Raw genomic sequence first — 24,655 nt, 5'->3', positions numbered from 1 at the left:
CCCATCCCGAACACGGAAGTTAAGCTCGCCTGCGTGTCGGCAAGTACTGGGGTGGGCGACCCCCTGGGAACACCGATTCGCCGCCTCCACTCATACTCGTCCTTCACTCGTCTCGAGCCAGTGGCTCAGGGTTCGATGGCCCCTCACGGGCGCGGTGTTCGTGGGGGGTTTCGTCTTTCGAAGCTTCCACCCCCGGCGTCCTGCGCGCGAGCGGTCGTTCACCGCTCGTTCGGCGAGAACCCCGGAATCAAGCGTTACAGACGCGCTCTCCCCCACTCAAACGGCGTAAATCCGGCTAAAACGTAGCAGAATCGCCTCGAATCGGGGTTGAGCGAGAGCTCCATTCAAGATATCGTGACTGTTTGGTGAGACCGAGATGCACCGAACGCTCACAGCAGTCCTCGTCGCGACGTTGTTGGTGATGACCGCTCTCTCACCCGCAGCCGTCAGCGCACAGGAGACCGAGACGACGGACCTCACAGTATCGCTCACTCAGCACCCGGCAACGGGCAACGCCACGGTGACCGTCGCCACCGACGGCACACCCGTCGAGGGTGCACCGGTGAACGTCACGACCGACGTGACCTACACGGGCGAGAGCTCGTACACGACCGACGCGAACGGAACCTTCGAACTCCCGAACCCCGACCAGCCGGTCGAGGTCGACGTCGAGGCGACGGTCGACGGCACCACCACGACGGAGACGTTCAAGCTCGTTCCCGTCGAGGATTCGATCGACGTGCACATCACCCAGAACGACGACGGGACGGTCGTCATCGAGACCACCCAGTACGGTGACGCGCTCGCCGGGGCCGAGGTCGACGTGAGTTCGACCGCCTCCTACGTGGGCAACGACTCGTACACGACCGACGCGAACGGCAGCGTCACCCTCCCCGAACCGGCCGAAGCGACCGAAGTCACTACCATCGTGACGTCCGGCGACCTCGAGGCGATTCAGACGGCGACCATCGAGCCCATCGCTGAGTTCGAGGTCGACGTCGCATCGAACGACGACGGGGCGGCGACGGTGACCGTGACGCGTGACGCCGCAATCGTCGAGAACGCGACAGTGAACGTGACTTCGGACACCCCCTATGCGGGTAACGGCTCGTACACGACCGACACGAACGGCACTGTTTCGCTTCCGGAACCGGCGGAGACGGTGAACGTCACCGTCGCCGCGACCGAGGGGGACGATGAAGCGACCACCGATGTTCGACTGTCGCCCGTCGACACCGGTCTCGCCGTCGAACTCCGCCAGAACAGCGACGGGACTGCGACCGTCACCGTCACCGATGACGGCTCGACCGTCGAGAACGCGACGGTGACCGTCACCTCAGACGCCCCTTACGACGGGAACGGCACCGACAGCACGAACGCCGAGGGGACCGTCGGCCTCCCGGCCCCCGACCAGAACGTCACGGTAACCGTAACGGCGACGAACGGTAGCGAGGACGTCACGACGACGGCCGACCTCGAAGTCGTCGAGAACGGCGGCTACGAGAACTTCGGCCAGTGGGTCTCGGCGTACGTCCAGCAACTGAAAGACGAGGGATACTTCGGCAAGGAGTTCGGTCGGGAGGTCTCCGACTTCGCGACGGAGAACAGCCCCGGCTCGGACAACAGACCCGAACACGCGGGCCCGCCGGAACGCGAGGAAGACGACAGTGACGTCGACGACGAAGACGCGAGCGAAAAAGGGCAGCGGCGCGGGCCCCCTGCGCACGTGAACACCGCCGAAGAGGAGACCGACGACGGCGAGGAGACCGACGACGAGAGCACGAACGAGACCGACACGGACTGTGAGGTCGACGCCGACCGGTGTGACGGCGGAGACGACGAGGAAGGTGAAGGTGAAGATGAAGACGACGCTGACGACGCACCGGGTAACAGCGGAAACAACGGGAACCGCGGTGGCAACGGCAACGGTAACGGTAACGGCCCCAAGCGATAGCTGACCGACGTCGACGCGGATTCACTCTTTCTCTCTCCGTCCCGACGCCGAGGGCGCGCTAGGTTGCGGCGTCGCGCGGGCCCGTCGCGTCAGTCCTCAGCGTCCAGAGACTCGACGGTCGCATCGGCCGCCACACCATCGAGGTAGGCGTCCCGATACCACCGGTCGAGTCGGTCGCGAACCGTCGCGACCCGGTGTTCGAGGTCATCGCCTGTGGCTGTGACCGACAGTGTGAGCGTGAACCGGTCCTCGAACGCGATGTGCGACTCTCGGCCATCGACGTGGTACCGCTCCGTGACGTCGGCGCGGAACTCGTCTCTCGCGCCGCCGTGCGGGTCGACACGTAGCGTCTGTGACAGCCAGTTCGAGTCGCCAGCGAGCGTCGGATCCTCGCGGACCGCGACGAACACGTACGCGTCACCTTCGACGCCGAAGAGCGTCGGTGTCGTCGTCTCCACCGTCGACTGCCCGGACGACACCACCTCTGCGGGGCGGTCTGCGTTCGCGGTCATCGGTCGTCGTCCGACGTGGGCCGAGTCGTCGTCTCCCCGTCACCAGCCGGGAACTGGCCGGGTACACGCTCTCCGTCCCCGTCGAGGGCGTCCGCGTCCCGGTGCCGACGAACCCACCGTTCGAGCACCGCTTCCAGAGAGCGCACCTTCGGCGGTGATTCGAGACCGGGTGCCGGGACGGTGACGGTCGCGGCGTCCCCGCGCGGCGAGCGCCGGCCCGTCTCGTCGCCGACTCGCCGAGTGAGACGGAGCACGAGCTCGTCGGCCGCACCGTCGCTCGGGTCGACTCGGACGGAACGGTTCGTCGGGGCCACCTCCGCGGTCGGCTCGCTCACTACGGTGAAGACGTACTCGTCCTCGACGCGTGCGGCGGCCGACAGCGACGAAGCTCGTCCGTGGTCGGTGTCGTGCGAGCGTAGACTGAACGTCGTGTCTGGGGTCATAGTCGAAAATTGAACGAGACCGCGTCGCCCAGCGACCGCGTCGGAACAGGAGCTCATGGGCACAGCACTGAGGCGCGTGGGTGTGTCGGGATGCCGGGTCGACGCGACCTCTACGTCCAGCGACGGCTGGGGAGGGAAAGGAACTTCTGACCGGTCTCTCTAGAAGGTGGCGTCCGACGAGCCACCCGGCTCAGTCGTCCGTCGCGGCCCCGTACCCACCGGGGTCGGAGGTCACAACCGATGTGACGAGTGGGGTCACCTCGTTCGTCAGCCGGTTCCGGACGGCCTGTCCGTCGCGTGTCCGCTCGACGACTCCGGCCTCTTCGAGCCGCTCGAGGTGATACGAGACCGTCGCAGTCGTGCGGTCGACGCCGTCGGCGAGGTCGCCGACAGTGGCCGTTCCCTCACGCCCGAGGTGTTCGACGAGCGCACCGGCCGTCGTCCCCTCGTCGACGGCGACCAGCGCCCGCTCCGCCGCGCCCGCCTCCGTCGTGACGTAGCGTCGCCGTCCGTCGACCGCGGTCGGAGACACGAGGTCCGCGTCTTCGAGAACCCGCAGGTGGTACCGGAGCGTCGACCGCGGCGTATCGAGGCGGTCTGTGAGCGCCGTCGGATACGTCCCCGGCGACTGCGCAACCGCCTCGTAGAGTTCGGCCCGGAGCGGATGCGAGAGCGGGTCGGTCTCGTCGAGTCGACTGTACCCGGCCAGTACGACCAGTCCTGACGGTCCCCGGAGCGTGTCACCGACCTCTCGGGCGAACTGGTCGTCCTCGAGGCTGCCGTCCAGACTGAGCGAGAGGCTCAGGCCGTCGCCGCCGTTCGCGGCAGGGGCGGGCGTCGCGGTCGGCACTGCTGTCGGCGTCGTCGCGTGTCTCGTGCGGTCGATACCCGGGTTCAGTTCGGTCGCCGCCGTCGGGCCGGCGTTGACGGCCTGGTCGGCGGACGGGACGTCGTCCCCGTTCGGTTCGGTAGCGTCGACCGTCTCGAACGCGACGCCGCCGCTCAGGCTCGCCAGGAGGACGAGTACGACGGCACACACGGCGATGACACTGGAGCGAATACGGTGACGTGACATGGGTTGGGAGGGTCGCACAGGTCGGCGAGGCGACGGGCGCGGTCGACTTCTCGTTCGCTCGTTGAAAAAACCTCGGCTACCGTCGGTTGTCGGTGACTTTCCCGGTCTCCGACGAGTCTTCGGGGTCGACGAGCGTGGCCTCGGGGACACCCGCACGGCCCGCGACCCGCGCGGGTGACACGTCGAACCAGCGGAGGGCGAGGCGAGCCCCGCGTCTGATTGCCGGCCGCAGTGAGCCGTCGCCCGGCGACCACGGGTCGGGGGCGGAGGGGGTCGCTGGGGTGGCCGTCGACGGGGGTGTACACGTCGGTGAGTCGCTCGCGTCGTCGAGGAAGGGGACGACCGCTACCGACACCATCGCGGCCGGGAGGACTCCCTCGACACCGCCGCTCGCGTCCGTCCGTTCCTCTGTCGACGACGCCGTCGCGGCCGACTCGGCCGGGGTGCGGTAGGCGTCGAGTGTCCCCGCGAGCGCGAAGTACCGACGGGCGTCGACGTCGTCGACCAGCGCCCGTTCGAGCGCGCTCCGCTGGACGTGACCGATCCACTCACCGTCCGCCGCCATCGGTCGCCCCCTCCCTGGTACCCGGTGCCGACAGCGTGTGGTCGACGACTGTGCCGTCGGGCAACAGGGTGACGGTACCGAGCGTGACCGTCTCGCCCGTCGTGGCCGACACGGCGATTTCGCGGAGCGTCGACTCCTGCTCGAGGTGGTCCCAGACGACACGCTCGACGAGCCGCTGGAACGCCTCGGGGTCGGTCCACCCGGAGCCGATCGAGGAGGGAACGTGGACGACGAACTGGAACTCCTCGTCGGTGACGTGGATACCGACGCCGAACGTGTCGGCCTCGTCCGCATCGGCAGCCTGCCGCGTGGCCCCGGAGTCGGTCTCCCCGTCGTGATCCGGGTCGGCGTCGCTCATGTCACACCGTCCGGACGCGCGCGGCAAATACCTCGCGGTCGTCGGCTCCACCGCCCGTGCTCACACACCGCCGCCACTCGGACGCGTCCACACTATGCGTGCCAGGAGACGACGTGGCACTGCCGGTCCGGATAGCGGCGTTTTTGCCCACCGACGGGCGAGCGTGACACAATGAGCTATCGCATCGGTCTCGTCGGCAAGCCCTCGGTGGGCAAGTCGACGTTCTTCAACGCAGCGACGATGAACGACGTCCCGGAGGGAGCGTACCCGTTCACGACCATCGACCCCTCGATCGGCGAGGCGTACATCCGCGTCCCCTGTGCGGCCCCGGAGTTCGAGGAGACGTGTACGCCGTCGGTCGGCTTCTGCGACGACGGGACCCGGTTCGTCCCGGTGAAGCTCATCGACGTCGCGGGGCTCATCCCCGGCGCACACGAGGGGAAGGGCCTCGGCAATCAGTTCCTCACCGACCTCAACGAGGCCGACGTGCTGGTGCACGTCGTCGACTTCTCCGGCGAGACGGACATCGAGGGCGAACCCACCGAGGGTCACGACCCGCGCGAGGACATCGCCTTCCTCGAGGAGGAACTCGACCAGTGGTATCTCGACATCCTCGAGAAGGGGCTCGAACGCTACCGCTCGGGCTACCACGGCACCGAGGGCGACGTCGAGGTGGACCTCGCGACGCAGATGGACGCCTTCCGCACCTCCGAGGAGGAGATCAAACAGGTCATCCTCGCGCTCGGGCTCGACCTCGACCCCGACAGCTGGAGCGCGGACGACAAGCTCGAAATCGCCCGCGAGCTCCGAACCAGAACGAAGCCGATGGTCGTCGTCGCGAACAAGATGGACACTCCCGCTGCCCAGGAGAACTACGCCGACATCACGTCCGACCCCGCGTACGACCACCTCACCATCGTCCCGGCGTCCGCGCACGCCGAGAAGGCGCTGAAAGAGGGTGCGGAGGCGGGCGTCGTCGACTATCAGGCCGGCGAGGACGGCTTCTCCGTCGAGGGCGACCTCTCTGACGACCAGCTGAAGGGGCTCGAGCGGATCCGTGGGTTCGTCTCCGAGTACGGCGGAACCGGCGTCCAGCAGGCGCTCGAGACCGCGCTGTTCGACGAACTCGGTGCGCTCGCGGTCTTTCCCGGCAGCGCGAACGGCCGAGCGGACACCCAGGGCGTCTTCCGTGACTGCTTCATCCTCCCGGAGGGGGCGACGACGGAGGACTTCGCGTACCACATCCACTCGGACATCGGCGACGGCCTCTTACACGGTATCGACTGCCGCTCGGGGCGACAGATCGGCGGCGACCACGAACTCGACCACCGCGACGTGGTCGAACTCGTCACGACCAGCTGAGTGGGGGCTCGATTCTCACGGGGTCGGAAGCGGAGCCAGCTATTTGTGAACTCGTCGGGACGCTTCGAACGGTGAGTCTCATGTACGACACGCTACTCGTCCCGACCGACGGGAGCCCAGGTTCCGAACGTGCCGTCGAGCACGCCGTCGAGTTGGCGGAGACCTACGATGCGACGCTCCACGCACTGTACGTCGTCGACGACAGTCAGGTTCCCGTCGCGGGCGCGGAGGCGCTGGACGACGACCTGTCCGCGCGGGGGAAGGAGGCCATCGACGTCGTCCGCACACGGGCGGCCGAGAGCGACGTCGCGTTCGTGAGTGCGCTCCGTCGAGGCGACCCTACCCAGGAGATACTCGGCTATCGTGACGAAATCGGTGCCGATATGATAATCATGGGAACGCACGGCCGGACGGGCCTCGAACGCCACCTGCTCGGGAGCGTCACGGAACAGGTCGTCCGGTCCTCTCCGGTCCCCGTCGTCACCGTCGGACTCCGGACCCCGACCGACGCGGTCCCGTCCGAGGAGTCGGCGCGAACGGTCGCCCGTGAGGCGCTGGTCGAGCGGTACGGCGAGGAGGCGGTCGCCCTCGACGAGGGGGCGTACAACGAGCGCCACGCGTGGGTGTTCGAGGGGAACGTCGAGGACAGACACGCCACCGTCTACGTCGACCGGTCGACGGGTGAGCCCCGTATCGTCACCGCGCCCGAGGACTGAGACGGTCAGCCCTGGCCGTCGACGGCCTCGACGGCAGCGAGCAGGTCCGAGAGCGCCTGGGTCGCGCTCCGTGTCTTCACCTCGCCGCGGTCTCCGTCGAAGACGTACCGGTCGGCTCGAGTGTACGACTCGCCGCTCCTCCACGGGGCGGCGTAGGCGACGCCGACGTAGACGAGGCCGACCGGTTTCTCCGCGGTCCCGCCCGTCGGGCCCGCGATGCCCGTCGTCGAGACACCCCAGGTCGTGCTCGCGGTGTCGCGCACCCCCTGTGCCATCTCGCGCGCGACGGCCGCGGACACCGCGCCGTGGGCGTCGAGCGACTCGCGCGACACCGCGAGCGCGTCGAGTTTCGCGTCGTTCGAGTAGGTGACAGCCCCGCGTTCGAGGTAGTCACTCGACCCGGGAATGTCGGTCAGTCGAGCGCAGACGAGACCGCCAGTGAGCGACTCGGCGACGGCGACGGTGTGGCCGCGCTCGCGAAGCGCCTCGCCGACGCGGGCCTCGACGGCGTCAGCTTCGTCGTCTCGTTCGGACATACGCTCTGGCGGACCCGCGAGAACATGAATCCCCGCGCTGTGCTCTCAGTCGATGTGGATGGCCGGCTTGTCGGGGCGGGCCTTGCGAGCGAGGTCGTCGTCGGGGTCGTCCGTCGCCCGCCGCACCACGACGTCGGCACCGAACTCCTCCTCGAAGAGCCAGGTAGCCTGTTCGAACAGCGCCTGCTCGGTCTCGGGATCGAGCGCCGGTTCGAGCCCCGGCTTCTGCTCGGCGACGTCGGCGGCGAACTCCGCGGCCGCCTCTCCTCGGGCCTTGACCTCGCTGTCCGCCATCACCGTCCCGACGACCGCCGCGTCGGGGTCGGCGTCGCGGGCAATCTCGTACGCGCGGTACTTCCACGGCTGGGCGACCACGAGTTCGATTCGCTCGGGGGCGTCGATTCCGACGACGTCGGTGATGCCGCGAACGTCTTCGAGCGTCTTGCGGACGAGTTCCCGCTCGATGCGGTAGTCGGGGACGTCCTGGAGCGGTTCGGGCCAGCGCGCCTCCGCGACGAGGCCGTCCTCGCCGAGCATACTCCACAGCTCCTCCCCGAGGAAGGGCGTGATGGGTGCGATGACGCGCGTCAGTGCCCGCAGTCCCCGTTCGTAGGGGTACTTGTACGGCGTGTCGTACGCCTGGTAGCGGCGGAGGAGGCGGACCACCCCGTGAATCTCGCTCACGACGCGGTGGAACCGGAACCGGTCGTAATCGGCGGTGATGGCCGCGATGGTCCGGTCGAGTTCGCGTTCGAGGTAGGTGTCGTGCGGCGCGTGTTCGTCACGGGCGGCCACCTCGTCGCTCTCGGTGTACGACCGGACGAGCCCGTACACCTGCTGTTGGAGGTCGTACGACGTCGAGACCTTCTTCGCGGTCCACTCGAAGTCCTGTCTCGGGTGCGCTGCCGAGAGCACGAACAGCCGCGTCGTCTCCGCGCCGTACTCGTGGGGGGCGATGGCGTTCCCCTTCGACTTCGACATCTTCTCGCCGTCGTAGAGGACCGTCCCTTGGTTGACGAGTCGGTCGATGGGTTCGCGGACGTCGAGGAGCCCGAGGTCACAGAGCGCCCGGGTAAAAAAGCGGATGTAGAGGAGGTGGAGCACGGCGTGTTCGTCGCCGCCGACGTAGACGTCGATGGGGAGGAGGTCGTTCGCCCGGTCGGTGTCGAACGGGGCCGTCTCTAGCTGTGGTGAGAGAAAGCGGAGGAAGTACCACGAGGAGTCGACGAAGGTGTCCATCGTGTCCGTCTCGCGTCGTGCCGGCTGGCCGCAGTCGGGACACGCCGTCCGGACGAACTCGTCACTCGCGTCGAGCGGGTTACCCGTCGTCTGGACGAACGCGGGGAGTTCGACGGGCAGGTCCTCGTCGGGCACGAGGACGTGTCCACAGTCGTCACAGTGGACGACGGGGATGGGCGTCCCCCAGTAGCGCTGTCGCGAGATGAGCCAGTCGCGGAGGCGGTAGGTGACGTGCGCTTCCACCCCGTCCGCGTCGAGGAGTCGCTCGCGGGCGGCCGCGCTCGCGAGGCCGTCGTACTCGCCGCTCCCGGTGAGCATCCCGTCCGCGGTGAAGGGCTCGTCGGGGAGGTTCGCCCCCGACCCGTCGACGGGTTCGACGACCTGCTCGACGGGGAGGTCGTGCGTCCGTGCGAAGGCGTGGTCACGCTCGTTGTGGGCCGGGACGCCCATCACCGCGCCCGTGCCGACGTCGTCGAGGACGTAGGCGGCGACGTAGACGGGGAGGGACTCACCGGTGAGCGGGTGTGTCGCTCGCACGCCCGTGTCGAGACCCGACGTGCGCTCGCCGTCCGGCCCGTTGCGGACCATGTCGACGTACTGTGCGACGGTCTCGTCCTCGGTGGCGAGTTCCCGAGCGAGGTCGTGTCCCGGGGCGAGCGCGACGAACGTCCCGCCGTAGACGGTGTCGAGGCGCGTCGTGAACACGTCGACGGTGGCGTCGCGTCCGTCGACGTCGAACGTCACCGTCGCGCCCTCGCGGCGGCCGATCCAGTTGCGCTGTATCTCGCGGACGCCCTCCGACCAGCCGCCGAGGTCGTCCAGGCCCTCGTGAAGCTCGTCGGCGTAGTCGGTGATTCGGAAGAACCACTGGTCGAGGTCGCGCTGGCTCACCGGCGTCTCACACCGCCAGCAGACCTCGACGGACTCCGCGTCCTCGGTGTCGACGTCAGCGTCAGCGTCATCGTCGGCGCCCCCGGAATCGACCGCCTTCGTCGCCACCTGTGCGTCGGCGAGCACCGTCTCGCAGTCCGGGCACCAGTTGACCGTCGCGGCCTCGTAGTCGACCAGGCCCGCCTCGTAAAAGCGCGTGAACAGCCACTGGTTCCACCGGTAGTAGTCGGGGTCGCAGGTCGTCACCTCCCGCGACCAGTCGTAGCCGAACCCCATCGTCTCCATCTCCTCGCGCATCTGTGTGATACACGTCTCGGTCCACGACCGGGGGTCGGTGTCGCGGTCGTAGGCGGCGTTCTCGGCCGGGAGGCCGAAGGCGTCCCAGCCCATCGGGTGGAGCACGTCGTCGCCCTGCATCCGTCGGTAGCGGGCGTACGCGTCGGTGATGGTGTAGTTCCGGACGTGACCCATGTGGAGTTCGCCGGAGGTGTAGGGGAACATCCCCAGCACGTACGTCGGGTCCGACGCGTCGTCTGCGCGGTAGACCCCCTCGCGTTCCCACACCGACTGCCAGTACTCCTGCACCCGCCCGTGACTGTAGCCCTGAGACATGGTAGAACGTCTTGAACCTCCCTGCGGCGCGGAGGGATATGATTGTTCGGGCGGCCCCCCGAACTCCGCCGACAGATCAAAGCTCACTGCCCGTCTCGTCGAACTATGTCGGAGTGGCGTGATGCGGTTCGGCGTGAACTGGACCGGTTCCGACGTGAGACAGGGTCGTCGTCCGTCTCGCGGCAGGAACTCCTCGAACAGGCGCTCCCGCGATTCGAGCGACAGTTCCCCGGCGCGCAGACGCCGGGGCAGACGATGAGCCGTGTCCTGCAGGAACTCGGCAGACGCGACGAGATTACGCTTCACGGGGGCGGACTGTACGAGATACACACCCTTTCGTACGAACACGGCACGCCCGACGTCGAGGTCGAATCGGACGGCGAACCGTACCACGCCGAGACGTCCGACACCGTCGTCGGTGCGCGGTCGCTCCCGACGAGCTTCCGACGGACTACACTCGCACGGTTCGGCTGTCGCTGTCCCGTCTCCGGTGTCGACCACGAACGCCTGCTGGACGTCGCCCACGTCCTCTCGTGGAGTGAGCATCCGGACCACCGACTGGACCCGGGTAACGTACTCGTCCTCGACCGGACCCACCACGCCGCGTTCGACCGCGGCCTGTTCACCATCGACGCCGGGCTCACGCTCCGGACGAACCCCTCGCTCGAGACCGACAGTGCGGTCCTCGAACGAACCCTCGTCGAGGCGGACGGGTCGACCCTCACACTCCCCGACCCGGTCGTGCTGGACACCTCCTACCTCTCGGCGCGAAACGAACACCACGAGAACCTCGACTGGTTCCCGGCGTGAGTTACGGTGAGGTCGGCCCCGCGCCCGCGTCGTCGAGCACGTCCGGAAGGTCGTCCATGCGTTCGAGGACGTACGCCGGTCGCTCGACGCCACCCCGTGTCTCGGCGTCCCACTCGGTTTCCCCCGCGAACCACGCGGCGTGGAGTCCTGCCCGGTGGGCCCCGGCGACGTCGTACTCGACCGAATCGCCGACGTAGAGCGCCGCGCCCGGCTGCACGCCGAGGGTCCCGAGCGCCGCCTCGAACGGCTCCGGAAACGGCTTCCGCCGCGACAGGTCGCCCGCGTAGACGACGACGTCGAACGCCCCTTCGATGCCGAGCGCCTCGAGCTTGACCGCCTGCCGCGACGACGGCCCGTTCGTGAGCAGTCCGACGGGGCCGTGCTCGCGCGCCGCGTCGAGTGCCCGCTCTGCCCCCGGAACGAACGAGACGGCGCGGTAGTCGACAGTCGCGAGGAACCCCTCGGCGAGACGTCCCGCATCCACCGCCACCCCGTGCGTGGCGGCGACCCGCTCGAACCCGTCGGCGAGGTAGTCGGTCGGGTCGTGCGGCGGCGGGTCACCGTCGAGCGCCCCCCAGAGGTCCGACGGACTCCCGACCGGGTCGACGTCGGCCCACTCGAACGCGCCGAAATAAATCGTCTCCGCCGACTGGTCGCCGCGACAGAGCGTGTTGTCGAGGTCGAACAGGACGGCGTCGAAGACGGACACGCTCCGACTACGCAGGGAACGAACAAAAACGCACTCGCCCCGGGGGTGTGTGATGAACACTCACACCGACACAGTTCGGGCATACGACTACGTGGCTTGGCCACGAAGCGTCACACGTGATGGGGAGCACGGAACGGGGAGACGAGTCACCCGAGGGGAACCGAGCGCGGCGAATCTACGCGGTGTTGAGCGACGCTCGCTGCCGAACCATCCTGTCGACGCTCGACCGCGACGGGCCGATGCAACAAGCGCGGCTTGCGGCGGCGGTGGTGGCCGACGAGCGCGGCGTCTCGGTCGAGGCCGTCCCCGACAGTGACGCCGAACGCGTGCTGTGTGAACTGTACCACCTGCACCTGCCGAAACTCGACCGGGCCGGACTGATCGCGTGGGAAGACGAGACGGTCCGGACGCGCCTCTCCGAGCCCCGCCCGGTCGTCCCGGACGCACAGGCGTTCCTGGAAGCCGACCGAACCCGAGCGGCGCGTTGCTTTCGGCTGCTCGCCGTCGACGAACGGCGCGCGGCCCTCACCGTCCTCTCGCGGATAGACGGGCCGGTGGCGCTGTCGACGCTGGTGACGGCGGTGCAACACGCCGACGCCGTCGATACGAGTGGACGCGACCTCGACGCGCTCCGCCTCGCGTTCCACCACCTACACCTGCCGAAACTCGACCGGGCCGGACTCCTCCGGTACGACGCCGAGCGCAAGCGGGTCGAACCCGTCGCGGCAGGGGCGGTCGTCGACGACGTGGTCTGACTGGCCCCTCCCACCAGCCGTTCACGTGCGCTGCCACAGCGACATGACGGCCCCGCCGCCGCCGAGACTCATGCCGACCAGGCCGTACTCGAGGTCGTCGGCGACGAGCTGATACGCGAGCGACGTCGCGAGCATCCCACCCGACGCGCCGATGGGGTGGCCGAAGGCGACGGCACCGCCGCAGGGGTTCATCTTCTCGCGCGGGATGTCGAGTCGCTGTTGCACGTACGTCGACTGGGCGGCGAACGCCTCGTTCACCCAGAACGCGTCGACGTCGTCGACGGCGACACCGGTCGAATCGAGCAGGCGTTCCGTGACGTCGCCGACGGCCTCGTTGAACTCGTCTGGCGCACGGTAGACGAAGTCGTAGTCGACGAGGCGGGCCATCGGTTCGAGCCCTGCGTCCGCCGCCGCGTCGGCGTCCGCCAAGAGCACGATGCCCGCGCCGTCGGAGAGCTTCGAGGCGTTCGCGGGGGTGATGGTCCCGTCGGGACGGAACGCCGGTGCGAGCCGCGCGAGGTCCTCCATGGTCGAGTCGGGACGCGGCCCCTCGTCGCGGTCGACCACCTCACGTCCCGTGTCGACCGGGACGAGTTCGGCGTCGAAGCGTCCCTGGTCGATTGCCTCCGCGGCGCGTCGGTGACTCTCCAGCGCATAGGCGTCCTGTGCCTCGCGCGAGAGGTCGTACTCGTCGCCGAAGCGGTCGACGAGCCGTTCGGTTATCTCGCCCATGTGGATGTCGAGGTTCACGTCCCAGAGCGCGTCGAGCAGCATCGAGTCCTTCAGCGTGACGTCACCGTGCCGTCTCCCCTTCCTGAATCCGGGCAGCACCCACGGGGCGTTCGTCATCGACTCGAACCCGCCGGCGACGGCGAAGGAGGCCCGTCCCGCGGCGATGCGGTCGGCGGCGAGCGTGATGGCTCGTAGCCCCGACCCCGAGGCCTCGTTGACCGTCGTCGTCGGCGTCGACTCCGGGAGGCGTGACTCGACGACCACCTGTCTCCCGGGGACCTGTCCGATGCCGGCCTGGATGGCGTTGCCGAGACACACCCAGTCGACGACCGTCGGGTCGAGGCCGACGCGGTCGAGCAGACCGTCGAGGGCGACACGTCCGAGTTCGACGCTCTCGACGGCGGCGAGCGAGCCGAGGAGGGTTCCGTGTGGGGTCCGCGCGCCGTCGACGAGGACGATATCGCTCATACCACTCCCCTCGTCCACGACATTCATCAGTGTTTGTGCGGCTGCCGGTCTCCGTCTCGGCCGTCCGCACCTCCCGTGATGGCCGCTGGCCCGCGGGTTGCAGACCAACCGCGTTTGTCTCCCTCGTACGCCCGTGCTCGAACCGAGAGACGGATGGCTGAACCACCAGTCGGCACCGAAGCTTCTTCACCGTCGACCGGGAGCCGTGCGCATGGCCAGTGCCGCATCGCTCCCCGAACCACACGTCCTCGCGCATGCGAAGCGGCGGCTGTTCCCCGACGCCGACGAACCGGACACCTACTCGGTCGTCGACACGCAGTTCGCGGCCGACGAGTGGCTGCCGGGAACGCCGATTCCAGCCGACGTCCGCGCGCAGTTGGCCCCGTTCAACCACGTCCAACTGGGCGGGGGGTATCCGGACCTCGTCGGGGTGCGCCGACTCGAACCGGACCTCCTGGCCGTCGAGCGGTTCGGCGAGCACCCCCCGCTCGTCGCTGTCGAGGCGAAAGGACACACGGCGGACGGGTTCGTCGACGTCGAGCGAGGAATCGTCCAGGCGTACGACCGGCTTCACGAGGCCAACGCGGCGTACCTCGCGGCACCGACCTCGGCGCTCTCCCAGTCGGCGCGCACACTCGCTCGCGAACTCAACGTCGGGGTGCTGGGTGTCGCGGCCGACGGGAGCGTCGAACCGCTCGAGGTGCCACGGGTCGTCGGCAACCGGACGTCCGACGACGCGAGCGCCATCCGGTTTCAGGCGACCGCGCAGGGCGTCGCGAACCGGTCGTTCGGCCTGAACCACCCGAAGAACTACCTCGCGTATCCGCTCGCGCACTACCACGCCGGTGACACCGAGACCGTCCTCGAGGAGCACGTCGTCGGGGCGACGGTCAGCGCCCGTCGGGGGGCGGCGTTTCTGGGGCTCGTCGAAGACGCCCCCGCCGGCGTCACCCTCACGCCACTCGGCGAGGAGGTGATTCGGTTCGCGCTCCATCGGTACGAGTCGGTTGACGCGTCGCTCGAGGCCGTCGCGGAGTGGAAGGGGTCTCGGAGGCGCTTTTGCGACCTCGCTCCGGAGTGGGGGCTGCTGGCTCGGCGGGTCGTCTGGGCGTACCCGGCGACGACGCTGCTCGTCGAAGAGCTCCAGGCAATGCACGACGAGGGCGTTCACACCCCGTCGCTCGTCGACCTCGTCGAGTGGCTCTTCACCCACCATCCGACGTTCACCGTCGAACTCTTCGTCCGCGGAACCGACGACGTTCGGTCGCGCGTCCTTGACGCGGAGGGGGCCCTCCGCGCGGCCGCGCTCGCCGACGGCAACGTCTATCACTCGCCGACGGTCTTCCAGCTGAAGACCATGCTCTACCACGCCGGCATCCTCACCGACCGCGGGCGTGAACCGAACCGCCTCGACCCGACGGCGGACGTGTGGTGCCTGCGGGAACCGCTGGACCCCGGCCGACGGGTCGCGGCTCTCGGCCGGGATGAGCATCGTTAAGTAGCCAATCGGTAAGTGCTGAGTATGGCTGGGAGAGTACTCGAAGAATACCAACCGGACGTCATCTCGGCCGCCGGCGAGCGGACCCTCCACGTCGGCCGCGACCGTCCCATCCGAATCAGCGCCGGCCATCGAATCCTCCACCACGACGGCAAGTGCTCGCGCCCGCACGGACACAACTACGAGATATCGGTGACGGTCACGGGCGAACTCACCGAGGAGGGGTGGGTCGTCGACAAGGGCGACGTCACGAGCGTCGTCGACGAGTGGGACCACCGGTTCCTCCTCGAAGCGACCGACCCGCTCGTCGACGCGTTCGAGCAGTCGGGTGACGGCGACGCCGTGGTCGTCCTCGACCACCCGCCGACGGCGGAGGTGATGGCGGTCGTCCTCGAACGGAAGCTGCGCGAGGCGTTCCCCGACACCGTCTCCGACGTCGCCGTGGCGGTCGCCGAGACGAACGAACTCTGCGCGAGTCGCTGACCGTGCCCGTCAACGCGGACGCGAGCGACTTCGACGCTCCGAACACCGTCGGCGACGACGCCCTCCCCATCAACGAGGTGTTCCACTCGCTCCAGGGGGAAGGAACGTTGGCGGGCGTCCCGAGCACGTTCGTCCGCACCTCCGGCTGTAACCTCCGATGTTGGTTCTGCGACTCGTACCACACCTCCTGGGAGCCGACGCACGGCTGGGTCGACGTCGAAGGCCTCGTCTCACAGGTCGACGAGTACGGCGGCGACCACGTCGTCGTCACCGGCGGCGAACCGATGATACACGACCCGGTCGAGTCGCTCCTGTCCGAACTCTCGGACCGTGGGTATCACACCACCGTCGAGACCAACGGGACGGTCTTCCGCGACGCGCCGATCGACCTCGTCTCCATCAGCCCGAAACTCGCCTCGTCCACTCCGACTGCGAAGCGACCGCCCGACGGCGGCGACGCCGACATCGGCGTGTGGGAGCGACGTCACGAGGCGGACCGCCTCGACTTCGACGCGCTCGCGGCGCTCGTCGACGCGTACGACGTCCAGCTGAAGTTCGTCGTCACCGCTCGGGCGGACGTCGACGAGGTTGAGGCGCTCGTCGACACGCTCCGCTCGGTGAGCGACGCTCGCATCCGGAACGACGACGTGCTGTTGATGCCCGAGGGGACGACGCGCGAGCGATTGGCCGAGACCCGTGCGTTGACCGCCGAACTGGCACTGGAGTACGGCTACCGCTACACGCCGCGCCTGCACGTCGACCTCTGGAACGACGCGCCGGGAACGTGACCACGAACACCGAGACGGAGACGGAGCCACCGATGACGATGACCACGAAGACGAAGACGAAGCTGACCCCGAACCCGACGAGACACGTGTCCACGAAACAGCGATTACGCACGACGAGTTGGAGCCACCGCCCATGAGTCGCGACGAGACCGCAGTCGTCTTGGTGTCGGGCGGGATGGACAGCGCGACGGCCGTGTACGAGGCGAGTGAGCGCGGATACGACCCGCTCTTCTTGCACACCTCCTACGGCCAGCGGACCGAAGACAGAGAGTACGAGTCTGCGCGGACACTGGCCGACGTCGTCGACGCCGCGGACTTCCTCCACATCGAGACCGAACACCTCGCGCGCATCGGCGCGTCGTCGCTCACCGACGACGACATCGACGTCGACGACGCGGACATGGAGAGCGAGGAGATTCCGACGTCGTACGTCCCCTTCCGGAACGCGAATCTGCTGGCGATGGCCACGTCGTACGCCGAGGCACAGGGAGCGTCGGCCGTCTTCATCGGCGCTCACGCCGAGGACTTCGCGGGCTATCCGGACTGTCGACCGGCGTTCTTCGAGGCGTTCCAGACGGTCGTCGACGTCGGAACGAAGCCGGAGACGAACATCACACTGGAGGCTCCGTTCGTCGAGTGGTCGAAGACCGACATCGCCGCCCGCGGGCTGGAACTGGGCGTGCCGTACGAACACACGTGGTCGTGTTACCGCTCCGAGGCACCGGCGTGTGGGACGTGTGACTCGTGTGCCTTCCGCCTGCAGGCCTTCCAGCGGGTGGGCGTGCGGGACCCCATCGCGTACGACGAACGGCCAGACTACGTCGACTGAGCGTCGGCCTGTCCACTACTGTCTCTTCTCGGGGAGACGCTGCGCTGGTTTCATTCGCTTCGGCGTGAGTGGTGCGTCGAACTCGACACGACCGGGAGTCGTTCGGAGGGCCGTGTCACTGGATATCTGTGAATTCAGAGAGGAGAAGTGCTCCGTCAGGGATTCGAACCCTGGTCCTTGCCGTGAGAGGGCAAGATGATTGGCCGGACTACACCAACGGAGCGTGCACTCTTTCGTAACGCTGAGATACGTAAAACGCTTCCGTTTCACGCCTGCTGTGTGCCGGTTTGACGCACGTCGCGGGCGCTTCCAGACGGGTCGGCAGGCGCGGTGGCAGGGGTCGGACTCAAGTGGGTCGCCCGTGCACAGCCCCTATGCACGACTTTTCGACGCGATCGGTCCTCGTCACCGGAGCGAGTTCGGGAATCGGCGAAGCGACGGCGCACGCCTTCGCAGAGGAAGGTGCCGCCGTCGCGCTCGCGGCCCGACGCGAATCGCGCCTCGACGCGCTCGCCGACGAACTCACGGACGCGTACGGCGTCTCGACGGCCACCCTTCCGACAGACATCCGCGAGGAGAAGCAGGTTCAGCGAATGGTCGACGAAACCGTCGACGCTTTCGGCTCACTGGACGTCGTCGTGAACAACGCCGGCCTGGGGAGAGGCTCGGACGTCGAGTCCCTCTCGACCGACCAGTATCGACAGATGATGGCGACCAACACTGACGGGTCGTTCTTCACGACCCGAGCGGCCATCCCCCATCTCACGGAGTCGGCGGGCAACCTCGTCTTCGTCGGGAGCTTCGCCGGGCAGTACCCCCGGCCGTTCAACCCCGTGTACGCGGCGACGAAGTGGTGGCTCCGTGGCTTCGCCCACAGCGTCGCCGCCGAACTGGGTGAGAGCGGTGTCGGCGTGAGCGTCATCAACCCGAGCGAGGTCCGCACCGAGTTCGGGAGCGAGGACGGCGAACCGTTCGAGGAACGCTTCGAGGCCGGCGAGGTGACCGAACCCGACGAGATCGCCGACGCCATCGTCTTCGCGGCCGCGCAGGACCGCTCGACGGTGCAGGAACTGGACCTCTACCGCCGCGACAAGTTCAGCGGCTTCTGACCCGTCCGAGGGCGCTATCGGTCCGCGGGACGGGTCTCCCCGACGGTGACCGGGTCGCCGACGGACACGGACGGTTCTCGGCCGACCGCTTCGACACGAGTGTTGACCATCACCCGGAAGGTGTGGTCGAACCAGTCACCGCCGCTCCAGGGCGGCATCGTCTCCTCGCGCCGCGTGACGAATCGTCGTCGGAACCCCGCCGTCTCCTCGCCGGTGTCGGGGTCGCGACTCGGGACGATACAGCGCTGGCAGGGGTTTACCCCTTCGAACTCGACGTCACCGACAGTAAACGAGACGACGTGGTCGCGGTTGTCGAAGAGGGTGTCCTCCCAGAAGGCGGGGACGCCGCCGATCTCGAGGTTCGCGCGGAGGCGGCGTCGCATCTCGTCGGGCGAGATGTCGGGATACCACGACGCGACCTCCCGGATGGTCGCCGTCGAGATGACGGTGGGTCCCGAGGCGTCCGTGTCGTCGGGGAAGCCGTGTGTTCGGTCGTGGCGGAGCGACACGGGGTAGCCGAAGTACGCCGAGAGCCACTCGGTGAGCGCTTCGGTGTCCTGTGGGTCGCCGGCTTCGTCACGCGTGAGGTCGAACGCGGTCGACTCGCGGTCGGGTGCGGAGAGTTCCAGGGTTCGCGACTCGACGTCGAACTCGCTCCGGAGGCGGTGGACTCGGCGTTCGCGCTTGCCGTTGACGTACTCGCCGTCCGCGTCGACGAGGGCGTATGTACGGTCGTGTTCGAGCGCGCCGCCGGAGACGAACCGCGCGCTGTCGAGGGCGACACCGTCGAGCGACTTGACGGGATAGACGGTGATGCGAGCGAGGCGTGGGTCGGGGTCCCTGTCGCTCACGCGTCCTACTCGTCTTCGCCTTCGTCGGCGGCAGCGTCTTCGGGCAGGACGTCTTCGAGCACCTCGTCGACCTCGTCGACCGAGAGATGCCGGTAGCCGTCAGCCGTGACGACGGCGACGCTCGCCTCCTCGCCGGTGAGGGAGTCGACGCCGGAGAGCAGTGCTTCGAGGGCGAGCGTCACCGCGTCGTCCGTCGAGAGGTCGGCCGACCAGTTCTCCTCGAGGAACTCCTGAATCTCCCCGCGCGACCCGCCGATGGCGACCGCCTTCCACTCCTGGGGGGTCCCCGATGGGTCGGTCGCGAACAGGCCCGGCTCGCCGCCGTCCATGCCGCCGATGAGCAGTGACGCGCCGTATGGGCGGGTGCCGCCGAACTGCGTACTCTCCTGGATGTCGTCGGTGAGCGCCTTCGTGAGCGTCTCGAGGCCGATTGGCTCGCCGTAGCGGAGACGGTTCACCTGACACTCCTGCCGAGCGTCGTCGACGAGTTGCCGCGCGTCGGCGACGTGCCCGGCGCTGGCCGCGCCGATGTGGTCGTCGAGCTTGTGGAGCTTCTCGACGCTCTCGGTCTCCATGAGCGACGAACTCGTCCGCGTCTGTGCGGCGAGGACGACACCATCGCTCGCGCGGACGCCGACGGCGGGTGCGCCGCGCTTGACGGCCTCCCGTGCATACTCGACCTGGTAGATGCGGCCGTCGGGAGAGAACAGCGACGTCCCGCGGTCGTACGCCTGTTGGTCGTTCCGCTTCATTACCGTCTTCTCGTCGCTACGGACGGATAAAGGCTCTCGAGTCGGCCGTGGTTCCCGTGTCCGACGGCGTTTAATGTGCTCGTTCTCGAGCCCCTGCTGGGCCTCACTCGTCGTCGACGACGACGACCTCGGCTCCCGGGGCGTTCTCTTTGACGCTCTCGAGCCCCTGCTGGGCCTTCTGCCGCGACGCGTACCCCTCGCCGCTGTCGGCGATGACGTTCCCGTTGTCGTGGACGAGCCGCCAGCGGTGCTCGCCCGCTCGGTCGACGAACAGCTCGAACGTGGCGTTGCTCATATCTGGGGGTCGTGGCGGTGACACAAAAACTACCTGCCGGCGAACACCGGTGTCCGCGCCCGTCCGGTGTCTCGTCGCGCCGGCACCGCTCGACCCGGTCACCACCTCCTACGGTTCACGTCTCGTTCTATTATCTCGAAATAAATCACGAATAAGATATCTTCATGCCCGCTCGGACCCGAGATGAGAACATGAGCACCCGCGAGGAGCAACACTTCAAGCAGACGGACGCACAGGCCCGCTTCGACTTCAAGAAGGAACAGCGTGCGGCGTTCGCCGCGGAGAGGGGCCTCACCGAGGAGACGGTCAGGGTCATCTCCGAGGACAAAGACGAACCGGAGTGGATGCTCCAGCGACGGCTCCGTGCGCTGAAACAGTTCCACGCGATGCCGATGCCGACGGGCTGGACGAACCAACCCGACCTCTCGGAGGTCGACGTGAACGCCATCATCCCGTACATCCGGCCCGACGTCGACGTGCGTGGTGGCGTCCGCGACTGGAACGACCTCCCCGAGGACATCCGTGACACCTTCGACAAACTGGGCATCCCCGAGGCCGAACGAAACGCGCTCTCGGGCGTCGGTGCCCAGTACGAGTCCGAGATCGTCTACCAGAACATGCGCGAGGAGTGGGAGTCTCAGGGCGTCGTCTTCATGGACATGGACAAGGCGGTGCGAGAACACCCCGACCTCGTCGAGGAGTACTTCATGACGAAGTGCGTGCCCCCGTCGGACAACAAGTTCGCCGCGCTCCACGGCGCTATCTGGTCGGGCGGGTCGTTCGTCTACGTCCCCGAAGGCGTCACCCTCGACATGCCCATTCAAGCCTATTTCCGCATGAACTCGGCGGGGATGGGACAGTTCGAGCACACGCTCATCGTCGCCGAGAAGGGCAGCGAGGTCCACTACATCGAGGGCTGTTCGGCTCCCAAATACTCGGTGTTCAACCTCCACTCCGGCTGCGTCGAGGTGTTCGTCAAGGAGGACGCCCACGTCCAGTACTCGACGGTGCAGAACTGGTCGAAGAACACCTACAACCTCAACACCAAGCGCGCCATCGTCGACCGCGGCGGGCGGATGGAGTGGGTGTCGGGGTCGATGGGTTCGAAGGTCACGATGCTGTACCCCGCGACCATCCTCAACGGCCGCGGTGCGTCTGACAATCACATCACCATCGCCTTCGCCTCCCGCGGGCAGGACATCGATACGGGGGCGAAGGTGTACCACAACGCACCCGAGACCAACTCGACCATCGTGTCGAAGTCCATCGCCCGCGAGGGCGGTCGTACCAACTACCGCGGACTGGTCCGTATCGCCGACGGTGCCGTCGACTCCTCCTGCACCGTCGAGTGTGACGCGTTGATGTTCGACAACGACTCGCTCTCCGATACGATGCCGCACATCGAAATCCTCGAAGACCGCGTCGACGTCGCCCACGAGGCCACCGTCGGCAAGATCGGTGACGAGGACGTCTTCTACCTCCAGTCTCGGGGGCTGGGCGACGACGAGGCGAAACAGCTCATCGTCTCGGGCTTCATCGAACCGATCACCCGCGAGTTACCCATCGAGTACGCGGTCGAACTCAACAGGCTGGTCGAACTGGAGATGGAAGGCAGCCTCGGCTGAGCGGCGTTCGCCCGGCGCGTGACTGGTGGGACGACCCTCCCGAGTTCGTCCCACTCCGCGCTGCCCCGTTCGTCCCACTCCGCGTTGTCCTGTTCGTCCCCCTCCGCACTGCCACCGTCGTCGTTCCATGCGGGGCCAGTCTCGAACCACGGCGCACCCCGAGACTCGTCTGGGTCGTGGGTCGTGACCCTCTTCACCGCGCTCAGACCGTTTCTCGCGTTGGACGCGGACTGTCCGAGACGCGGAGTCCGGCGAGGCGAACGGGTGAGCGTCCTCCGGCCACACGAGCGTCGCCGCCGACGCTACCGGAAGAACGCCCCGACGAGTTTCCCCTCGGCGGCGCGGAGGTGCTGGTGGTAGGTCGCGGGAGCCACCCCGAGCGCTTCGGCGAGTTCCTGTGCGCTGCTTCCGCGCCGGGGCCAGTCGTAGTACCCGCCGGCGTACGCCGCCCGGAGCGCGGCGAGTTGCTTCTCGGTGAGCGACCGTGTCGCGTCGTCGGTCGTCGAGAGTCCCCCGCCGACGTAGCCCGCACGCGTCGTCGAGCGGCGCTCTGTGAGTTTACGCACGAGCCGCGTCTGTGGGTAGTCCGCGACCAGGCCCGAGACGAGGTTCCTGACGTTCGACTCCGCCGGCACCTCGACGACGAGTGTCCCCTGGCCATTCGTCGAGGTCACTGTCCGGACGTGCGTCCCCTGCGCCTCGAGCGCCAGCGCGGGCGAACTGTCGGCGTGTACTTCGAGTTGGATGTCGTCGTCGGCCGAGATGATGCGGCAGGCCCCGACCCCGTCCAGCGATTCGACCGCCTCACAGAGCGTCTCGGCGTCCCACTCGTCCGTGACGTCCGAGCCGTCCATCGTGAGATAACACGCGTGTCGACCGTCGGCGATCGGGACGAGCGCGGTCACCGTCACCCTCGCATCCACTCGTCGACTCAGTTCGTTGAAGACGTCGTCGGCGTCGTCGACGGTGAACTCCAGGGTCACCACCTCGTCCGCGTGGAGGAGGCGGCGGGCAGTCACGGCCGTGATGGCCTTCCCGACGGTCGTGCCGAGGTCGTCGAGGAGATGCTGTTCCTCCCCGACGAGGACGGGTGTCTCGCCGCTCCGGTCCGCCCCGATCACCAACACCCCGTGGACCGTCTCCCCGTACGCGAGCGGGAAACAGCCGAACACGTCGGCGTCGACCGTCGAGCGGACCACCGCCGGCGTCGGCGCGATGACCGACGTCGCGCGCCGGCCGGCCGCCGTCAGTTCGCGCTCGAACGCGGCGACGACGGCCTCGGCGGCCCCGGCCGTGAGCCCCGACGCGGCCGCGACCTCGAATCGACCCCCGGCCGTCTCGGTGGCGACGAGCGCGTGCTGGTAGACGTCGGCGGCGACCAGCCGTCGACAGACCCCCGACAGGACCTCGTTCGGCGTGTCGGCCCCGACGATGGCCAGATTCACCTCCCGGACCAGCCGGTTGATGTGGTTCAGATGCGCGAGTTCGTCGCGCTGGACCTCCAGTTGGCGCTCCCGTTCGACGCGTTCGGTGATGTCGCGGAGGACCGAGAGGTGTTCGCCCGGGCGGATATCGGCGCGGGCGGCGAAGTCGGCGACTCGCGTGTCGCCGTCCGGACGCACGAGTTCGAACTCGCCGCGCATCGACCCGGCGTCGAGGAACGCGCTCCACGCGCTCTCGAAGTCGAACTCCTGGGACGCGAAGTCCGCCACCGACCGGCCGACCAGTTCGGCTCGCGGCAGGCCGAACAGGTCGCACGCGGCCGGGTTCGCGTCGAGGTACTCGCCGCTGTCGTCCGCGAGGACGAGCGCGTCGAGCGTTCCCTCGAACAGGGCGCGAAACCGTGCTTCGCTCGCTTCGAGCGCTTGCTGGTCTTCGACGCGTTCGGAGATGTCCCGGAAGTACACCGACAACCCGGTGTCGGAGGGGAAGACCCGCGCCTCGTACCAGCGGTCTTGCGGCTCGAAGTAGGTCTCGTACGACAGCGGCTCGCCAGTCTCCAGCGCCAGCGGGAAGAGTTCGAACGCCCGGGTCGACTCGGGGTCGGGCGAGAACGACCAGAGGTGTGTGCCGACGAGGTCCGTCCGGGGCCGCCCGAACAGCTCCACGGCGTGGTCGTTAACGTCGGTGATGACGAACTCCGTATCGAGCGCGACGAACCCGTCGGTGATTCTGTCGAACAGCTCGGCGAGTTCCCCCCTCAACCGCTCGGTGTCGGTCACGTCGCGGCAGGCGTACACGAGCGGGCCGTCCACAGCATCGACCTCGTCCGCTCCTACAGCGTCGACTTCGTCCGCCTCGTCGTCGACCATGCGCGTGACGGTCACGAGGAAGTGGTGGGCGACGCCGTCGCTGTCGGTGACGGTGACCGGCTGGTTCTCGAGCCGTCGCGTATCGGGGGCGAGTGGGTCGACGAACGCCGGAGACAGCAGCGAGGCGACCGTCTCCGACTCGACGATGGTCGCCGGTTCCGGCCCGAAGACCGCGGACACGTTGTCACAGACCCAGCTGATGCGTCCGTCGCTGGACGCGACGAACACCGTGTCGGGGAGGGACTGCATCGCGAGGCGATAGAAGCGGGCTTCGGGGAACGACCCCGAACCAGGACCGGGTGAAGTCGCCATGACTCACCCTTCGTGGCGTGAGGATATACCTCTTCTACCGTCACACGTCGGTATGGCCAGGCAC

General features: G+C 68.0%; 24 protein-coding genes, 1 tRNA gene and 1 rRNA gene. 12 read left to right on the top strand and 14 right to left on the bottom strand.

From position 1 onward, the window contains the following. Window positions 1-89, top strand: a 5S ribosomal RNA gene (rrf, locus tag E6N53_RS19840); the annotation flags it as partial. A gap of 287 nt (window positions 90-376) precedes the next feature. After that, window positions 377-1,954 (top strand): hypothetical protein, encoded by a 1,578-nt coding sequence (locus E6N53_RS19835; protein WP_142861149.1) that lies wholly within the window; start codon window positions 377-379, stop codon window positions 1,952-1,954. Between the two features lie 89 nt (window positions 1,955-2,043). Here the strand turns inward: E6N53_RS19835 and E6N53_RS19830 are convergent, their stop codons facing one another. From E6N53_RS19830 to E6N53_RS19810, 5 genes are all read right to left on the bottom strand, one after another. Then, complete coding sequence (locus E6N53_RS19830) at window positions 2,044-2,466, bottom strand: hypothetical protein (RefSeq protein WP_136603393.1); 423 nt, start codon at window positions 2,464-2,466, stop codon at window positions 2,044-2,046. Beyond that, window positions 2,463-2,909: a hypothetical protein gene (locus tag E6N53_RS19825; protein WP_142861148.1), complete on the bottom strand. Its 447-nt coding sequence runs from the start codon at window positions 2,907-2,909 to the stop codon at window positions 2,463-2,465. The genes E6N53_RS19830 and E6N53_RS19825 overlap by 4 nt, the downstream gene beginning before the upstream one ends. Window positions 2,910-3,099: 190 nt before the next feature. Then, window positions 3,100-3,984: a winged helix-turn-helix transcriptional regulator gene (locus E6N53_RS19820; RefSeq protein WP_142861147.1), complete on the bottom strand. Its 885-nt coding sequence runs from the start codon at window positions 3,982-3,984 to the stop codon at window positions 3,100-3,102. Between the two features lie 76 nt (window positions 3,985-4,060). Beyond that, window positions 4,061-4,549 (bottom strand): hypothetical protein, encoded by a 489-nt coding sequence (locus E6N53_RS19815; protein WP_142861146.1) that lies wholly within the window; start codon window positions 4,547-4,549, stop codon window positions 4,061-4,063. Beyond that, window positions 4,533-4,907 carry a DUF8124 family protein gene (locus tag E6N53_RS19810; protein ID WP_142861145.1) on the bottom strand — a complete coding sequence of 125 codons (375 nt, stop codon included), beginning with the start codon at window positions 4,905-4,907 and terminating at the stop codon, window positions 4,533-4,535. Before E6N53_RS19810 ends, E6N53_RS19815 begins: the two co-directional genes overlap by 17 nt. Window positions 4,908-5,078: 171 nt before the next feature. Here E6N53_RS19810 and E6N53_RS19805 point away from each other — a divergent pair, with 171 nt between their 5' ends. Both E6N53_RS19805 and E6N53_RS19800 read left to right on the top strand, forming a co-directional pair. After that, on the top strand, window positions 5,079-6,269 hold the full coding sequence (locus E6N53_RS19805) for a redox-regulated ATPase YchF (protein ID WP_142861144.1): 1,191 nt from the start codon (window positions 5,079-5,081) through the stop codon (window positions 6,267-6,269). An 80-nt stretch (window positions 6,270-6,349) separates the two neighbouring features. Further along, entirely contained in the window at window positions 6,350-6,985 is a 636-nt protein-coding gene (locus E6N53_RS19800) for a universal stress protein (protein WP_142861157.1), read from the top strand. Window positions 6,986-6,990: 5 nt separating this feature from the next. Here E6N53_RS19800 and E6N53_RS19795 read toward each other — a convergent pair whose 3' ends face one another. Then, window positions 6,991-7,521, bottom strand: coding sequence for a CinA family protein (locus E6N53_RS19795; protein ID WP_142861143.1), 531 nt, complete (start codon window positions 7,519-7,521; stop codon window positions 6,991-6,993). A gap of 45 nt (window positions 7,522-7,566) precedes the next feature. Then, window positions 7,567-10,263 carry a leucine--tRNA ligase gene (gene leuS, locus E6N53_RS19790; protein ID WP_142861142.1) on the bottom strand — a complete coding sequence of 899 codons (2,697 nt, stop codon included), beginning with the start codon at window positions 10,261-10,263 and terminating at the stop codon, window positions 7,567-7,569. Window positions 10,264-10,368: 105 nt separating this feature from the next. Between leuS and E6N53_RS19785 the strand changes: the two genes are divergently transcribed. After that, window positions 10,369-11,073 carry an HNH endonuclease gene (locus tag E6N53_RS19785; protein WP_142861141.1) on the top strand — a complete coding sequence of 235 codons (705 nt, stop codon included), beginning with the start codon at window positions 10,369-10,371 and terminating at the stop codon, window positions 11,071-11,073. Between the two features lies 1 nt (window position 11,074). Here the strand turns inward: E6N53_RS19785 and E6N53_RS19780 are convergent, their stop codons facing one another. Next, window positions 11,075-11,782, bottom strand: coding sequence for an HAD family hydrolase (locus tag E6N53_RS19780; RefSeq protein ID WP_136591934.1), 708 nt, complete (start codon window positions 11,780-11,782; stop codon window positions 11,075-11,077). Between the two features lie 119 nt (window positions 11,783-11,901). On the opposite strand from E6N53_RS19780, the gene E6N53_RS19775 reads away from it, so the two are divergent. Continuing rightward, complete coding sequence (locus E6N53_RS19775; protein ID WP_449421041.1) at window positions 11,902-12,537, top strand: DUF7344 domain-containing protein; 636 nt, start codon at window positions 11,902-11,904, stop codon at window positions 12,535-12,537. A gap of 21 nt (window positions 12,538-12,558) precedes the next feature. Here E6N53_RS19775 and E6N53_RS19770 read toward each other — a convergent pair whose 3' ends face one another. Next, the gene (locus tag E6N53_RS19770; protein ID WP_142861139.1) at window positions 12,559-13,737 is read right to left on the bottom strand and encodes a thiolase family protein; all 1,179 of its coding nucleotides are present in this window, start codon (window positions 13,735-13,737) and stop codon (window positions 12,559-12,561) included. Between the two features lie 211 nt (window positions 13,738-13,948). Between E6N53_RS19770 and E6N53_RS19765 the strand changes: the two genes are divergently transcribed. The 4 genes from E6N53_RS19765 (at window position 13,949) to queC (ending at window position 17,335) form a co-directional block, all read left to right on the top strand. After that, the gene (locus tag E6N53_RS19765; protein ID WP_142861138.1) at window positions 13,949-15,235 is read left to right on the top strand and encodes a hypothetical protein; all 1,287 of its coding nucleotides are present in this window, start codon (window positions 13,949-13,951) and stop codon (window positions 15,233-15,235) included. Window positions 15,236-15,259: 24 nt separating this feature from the next. Beyond that, entirely contained in the window at window positions 15,260-15,718 is a 459-nt protein-coding gene (locus E6N53_RS19760) for a 6-pyruvoyl trahydropterin synthase family protein (protein ID WP_142861137.1), read from the top strand. Window positions 15,719-15,720: 2 nt separating this feature from the next. After that, window positions 15,721-16,506: a 7-carboxy-7-deazaguanine synthase QueE gene (locus tag E6N53_RS19755; protein ID WP_142861136.1), complete on the top strand. Its 786-nt coding sequence runs from the start codon at window positions 15,721-15,723 to the stop codon at window positions 16,504-16,506. Window positions 16,507-16,639: 133 nt separating this feature from the next. Beyond that, window positions 16,640-17,335: a 7-cyano-7-deazaguanine synthase QueC gene (queC, locus tag E6N53_RS19750; protein ID WP_142861135.1), complete on the top strand. Its 696-nt coding sequence runs from the start codon at window positions 16,640-16,642 to the stop codon at window positions 17,333-17,335. A gap of 148 nt (window positions 17,336-17,483) precedes the next feature. Here queC and E6N53_RS19745 read toward each other — a convergent pair. Beyond that, a tRNA-Glu gene (locus E6N53_RS19745) sits at window positions 17,484-17,558 on the bottom strand. Between the two features lie 151 nt (window positions 17,559-17,709). Here E6N53_RS19745 and E6N53_RS19740 point away from each other — a divergent pair. Then, on the top strand, window positions 17,710-18,444 hold the full coding sequence (locus E6N53_RS19740) for an SDR family oxidoreductase (RefSeq protein ID WP_142861134.1): 735 nt from the start codon (window positions 17,710-17,712) through the stop codon (window positions 18,442-18,444). A 14-nt stretch (window positions 18,445-18,458) separates the two neighbouring features. Here the strand turns inward: E6N53_RS19740 and E6N53_RS19735 are convergent, their stop codons facing one another. The 3 genes from E6N53_RS19735 to E6N53_RS19725 form a co-directional block, all read right to left on the bottom strand. Continuing rightward, window positions 18,459-19,295, bottom strand: a complete 837-nt coding sequence (locus tag E6N53_RS19735) for an MOSC domain-containing protein (RefSeq protein ID WP_142861133.1) — start codon at window positions 19,293-19,295, stop codon at window positions 18,459-18,461. 5 nt (window positions 19,296-19,300) lie between these two features. Continuing rightward, on the bottom strand, window positions 19,301-20,047 hold the full coding sequence (psmA, locus tag E6N53_RS19730; RefSeq protein ID WP_142861132.1) for an archaeal proteasome endopeptidase complex subunit alpha: 747 nt from the start codon (window positions 20,045-20,047) through the stop codon (window positions 19,301-19,303). 103 nt (window positions 20,048-20,150) lie between these two features. Beyond that, window positions 20,151-20,342, bottom strand: a complete 192-nt coding sequence (locus E6N53_RS19725; RefSeq protein ID WP_136591924.1) for an HVO_2922 family protein — start codon at window positions 20,340-20,342, stop codon at window positions 20,151-20,153. Window positions 20,343-20,533: 191 nt separating this feature from the next. Between E6N53_RS19725 and sufB the strand changes: the two genes are divergently transcribed. After that, on the top strand, window positions 20,534-21,967 hold the full coding sequence (gene sufB, locus E6N53_RS19720) for a Fe-S cluster assembly protein SufB (protein ID WP_142861131.1): 1,434 nt from the start codon (window positions 20,534-20,536) through the stop codon (window positions 21,965-21,967). Between the two features lie 302 nt (window positions 21,968-22,269). On the opposite strand, the gene E6N53_RS19715 is transcribed toward sufB, so the two are convergent. Then, window positions 22,270-24,591 carry a bacterio-opsin activator domain-containing protein gene (locus E6N53_RS19715; RefSeq protein ID WP_142861130.1) on the bottom strand — a complete coding sequence of 774 codons (2,322 nt, stop codon included), beginning with the start codon at window positions 24,589-24,591 and terminating at the stop codon, window positions 22,270-22,272. Window positions 24,592-24,655: the final 64 nt, after the last annotated feature.

It is taken from the genome of Salinigranum halophilum (genome assembly GCF_007004735.1).
In the GTDB taxonomy this organism is placed as follows: Archaea; Halobacteriota; Halobacteria; order Halobacteriales; family Haloferacaceae; genus Salinigranum; species Salinigranum halophilum.
The sequence above is the reverse complement of the archived record's forward strand: the minus strand, read 5'-3'. Positions and strand labels throughout refer to the sequence as shown.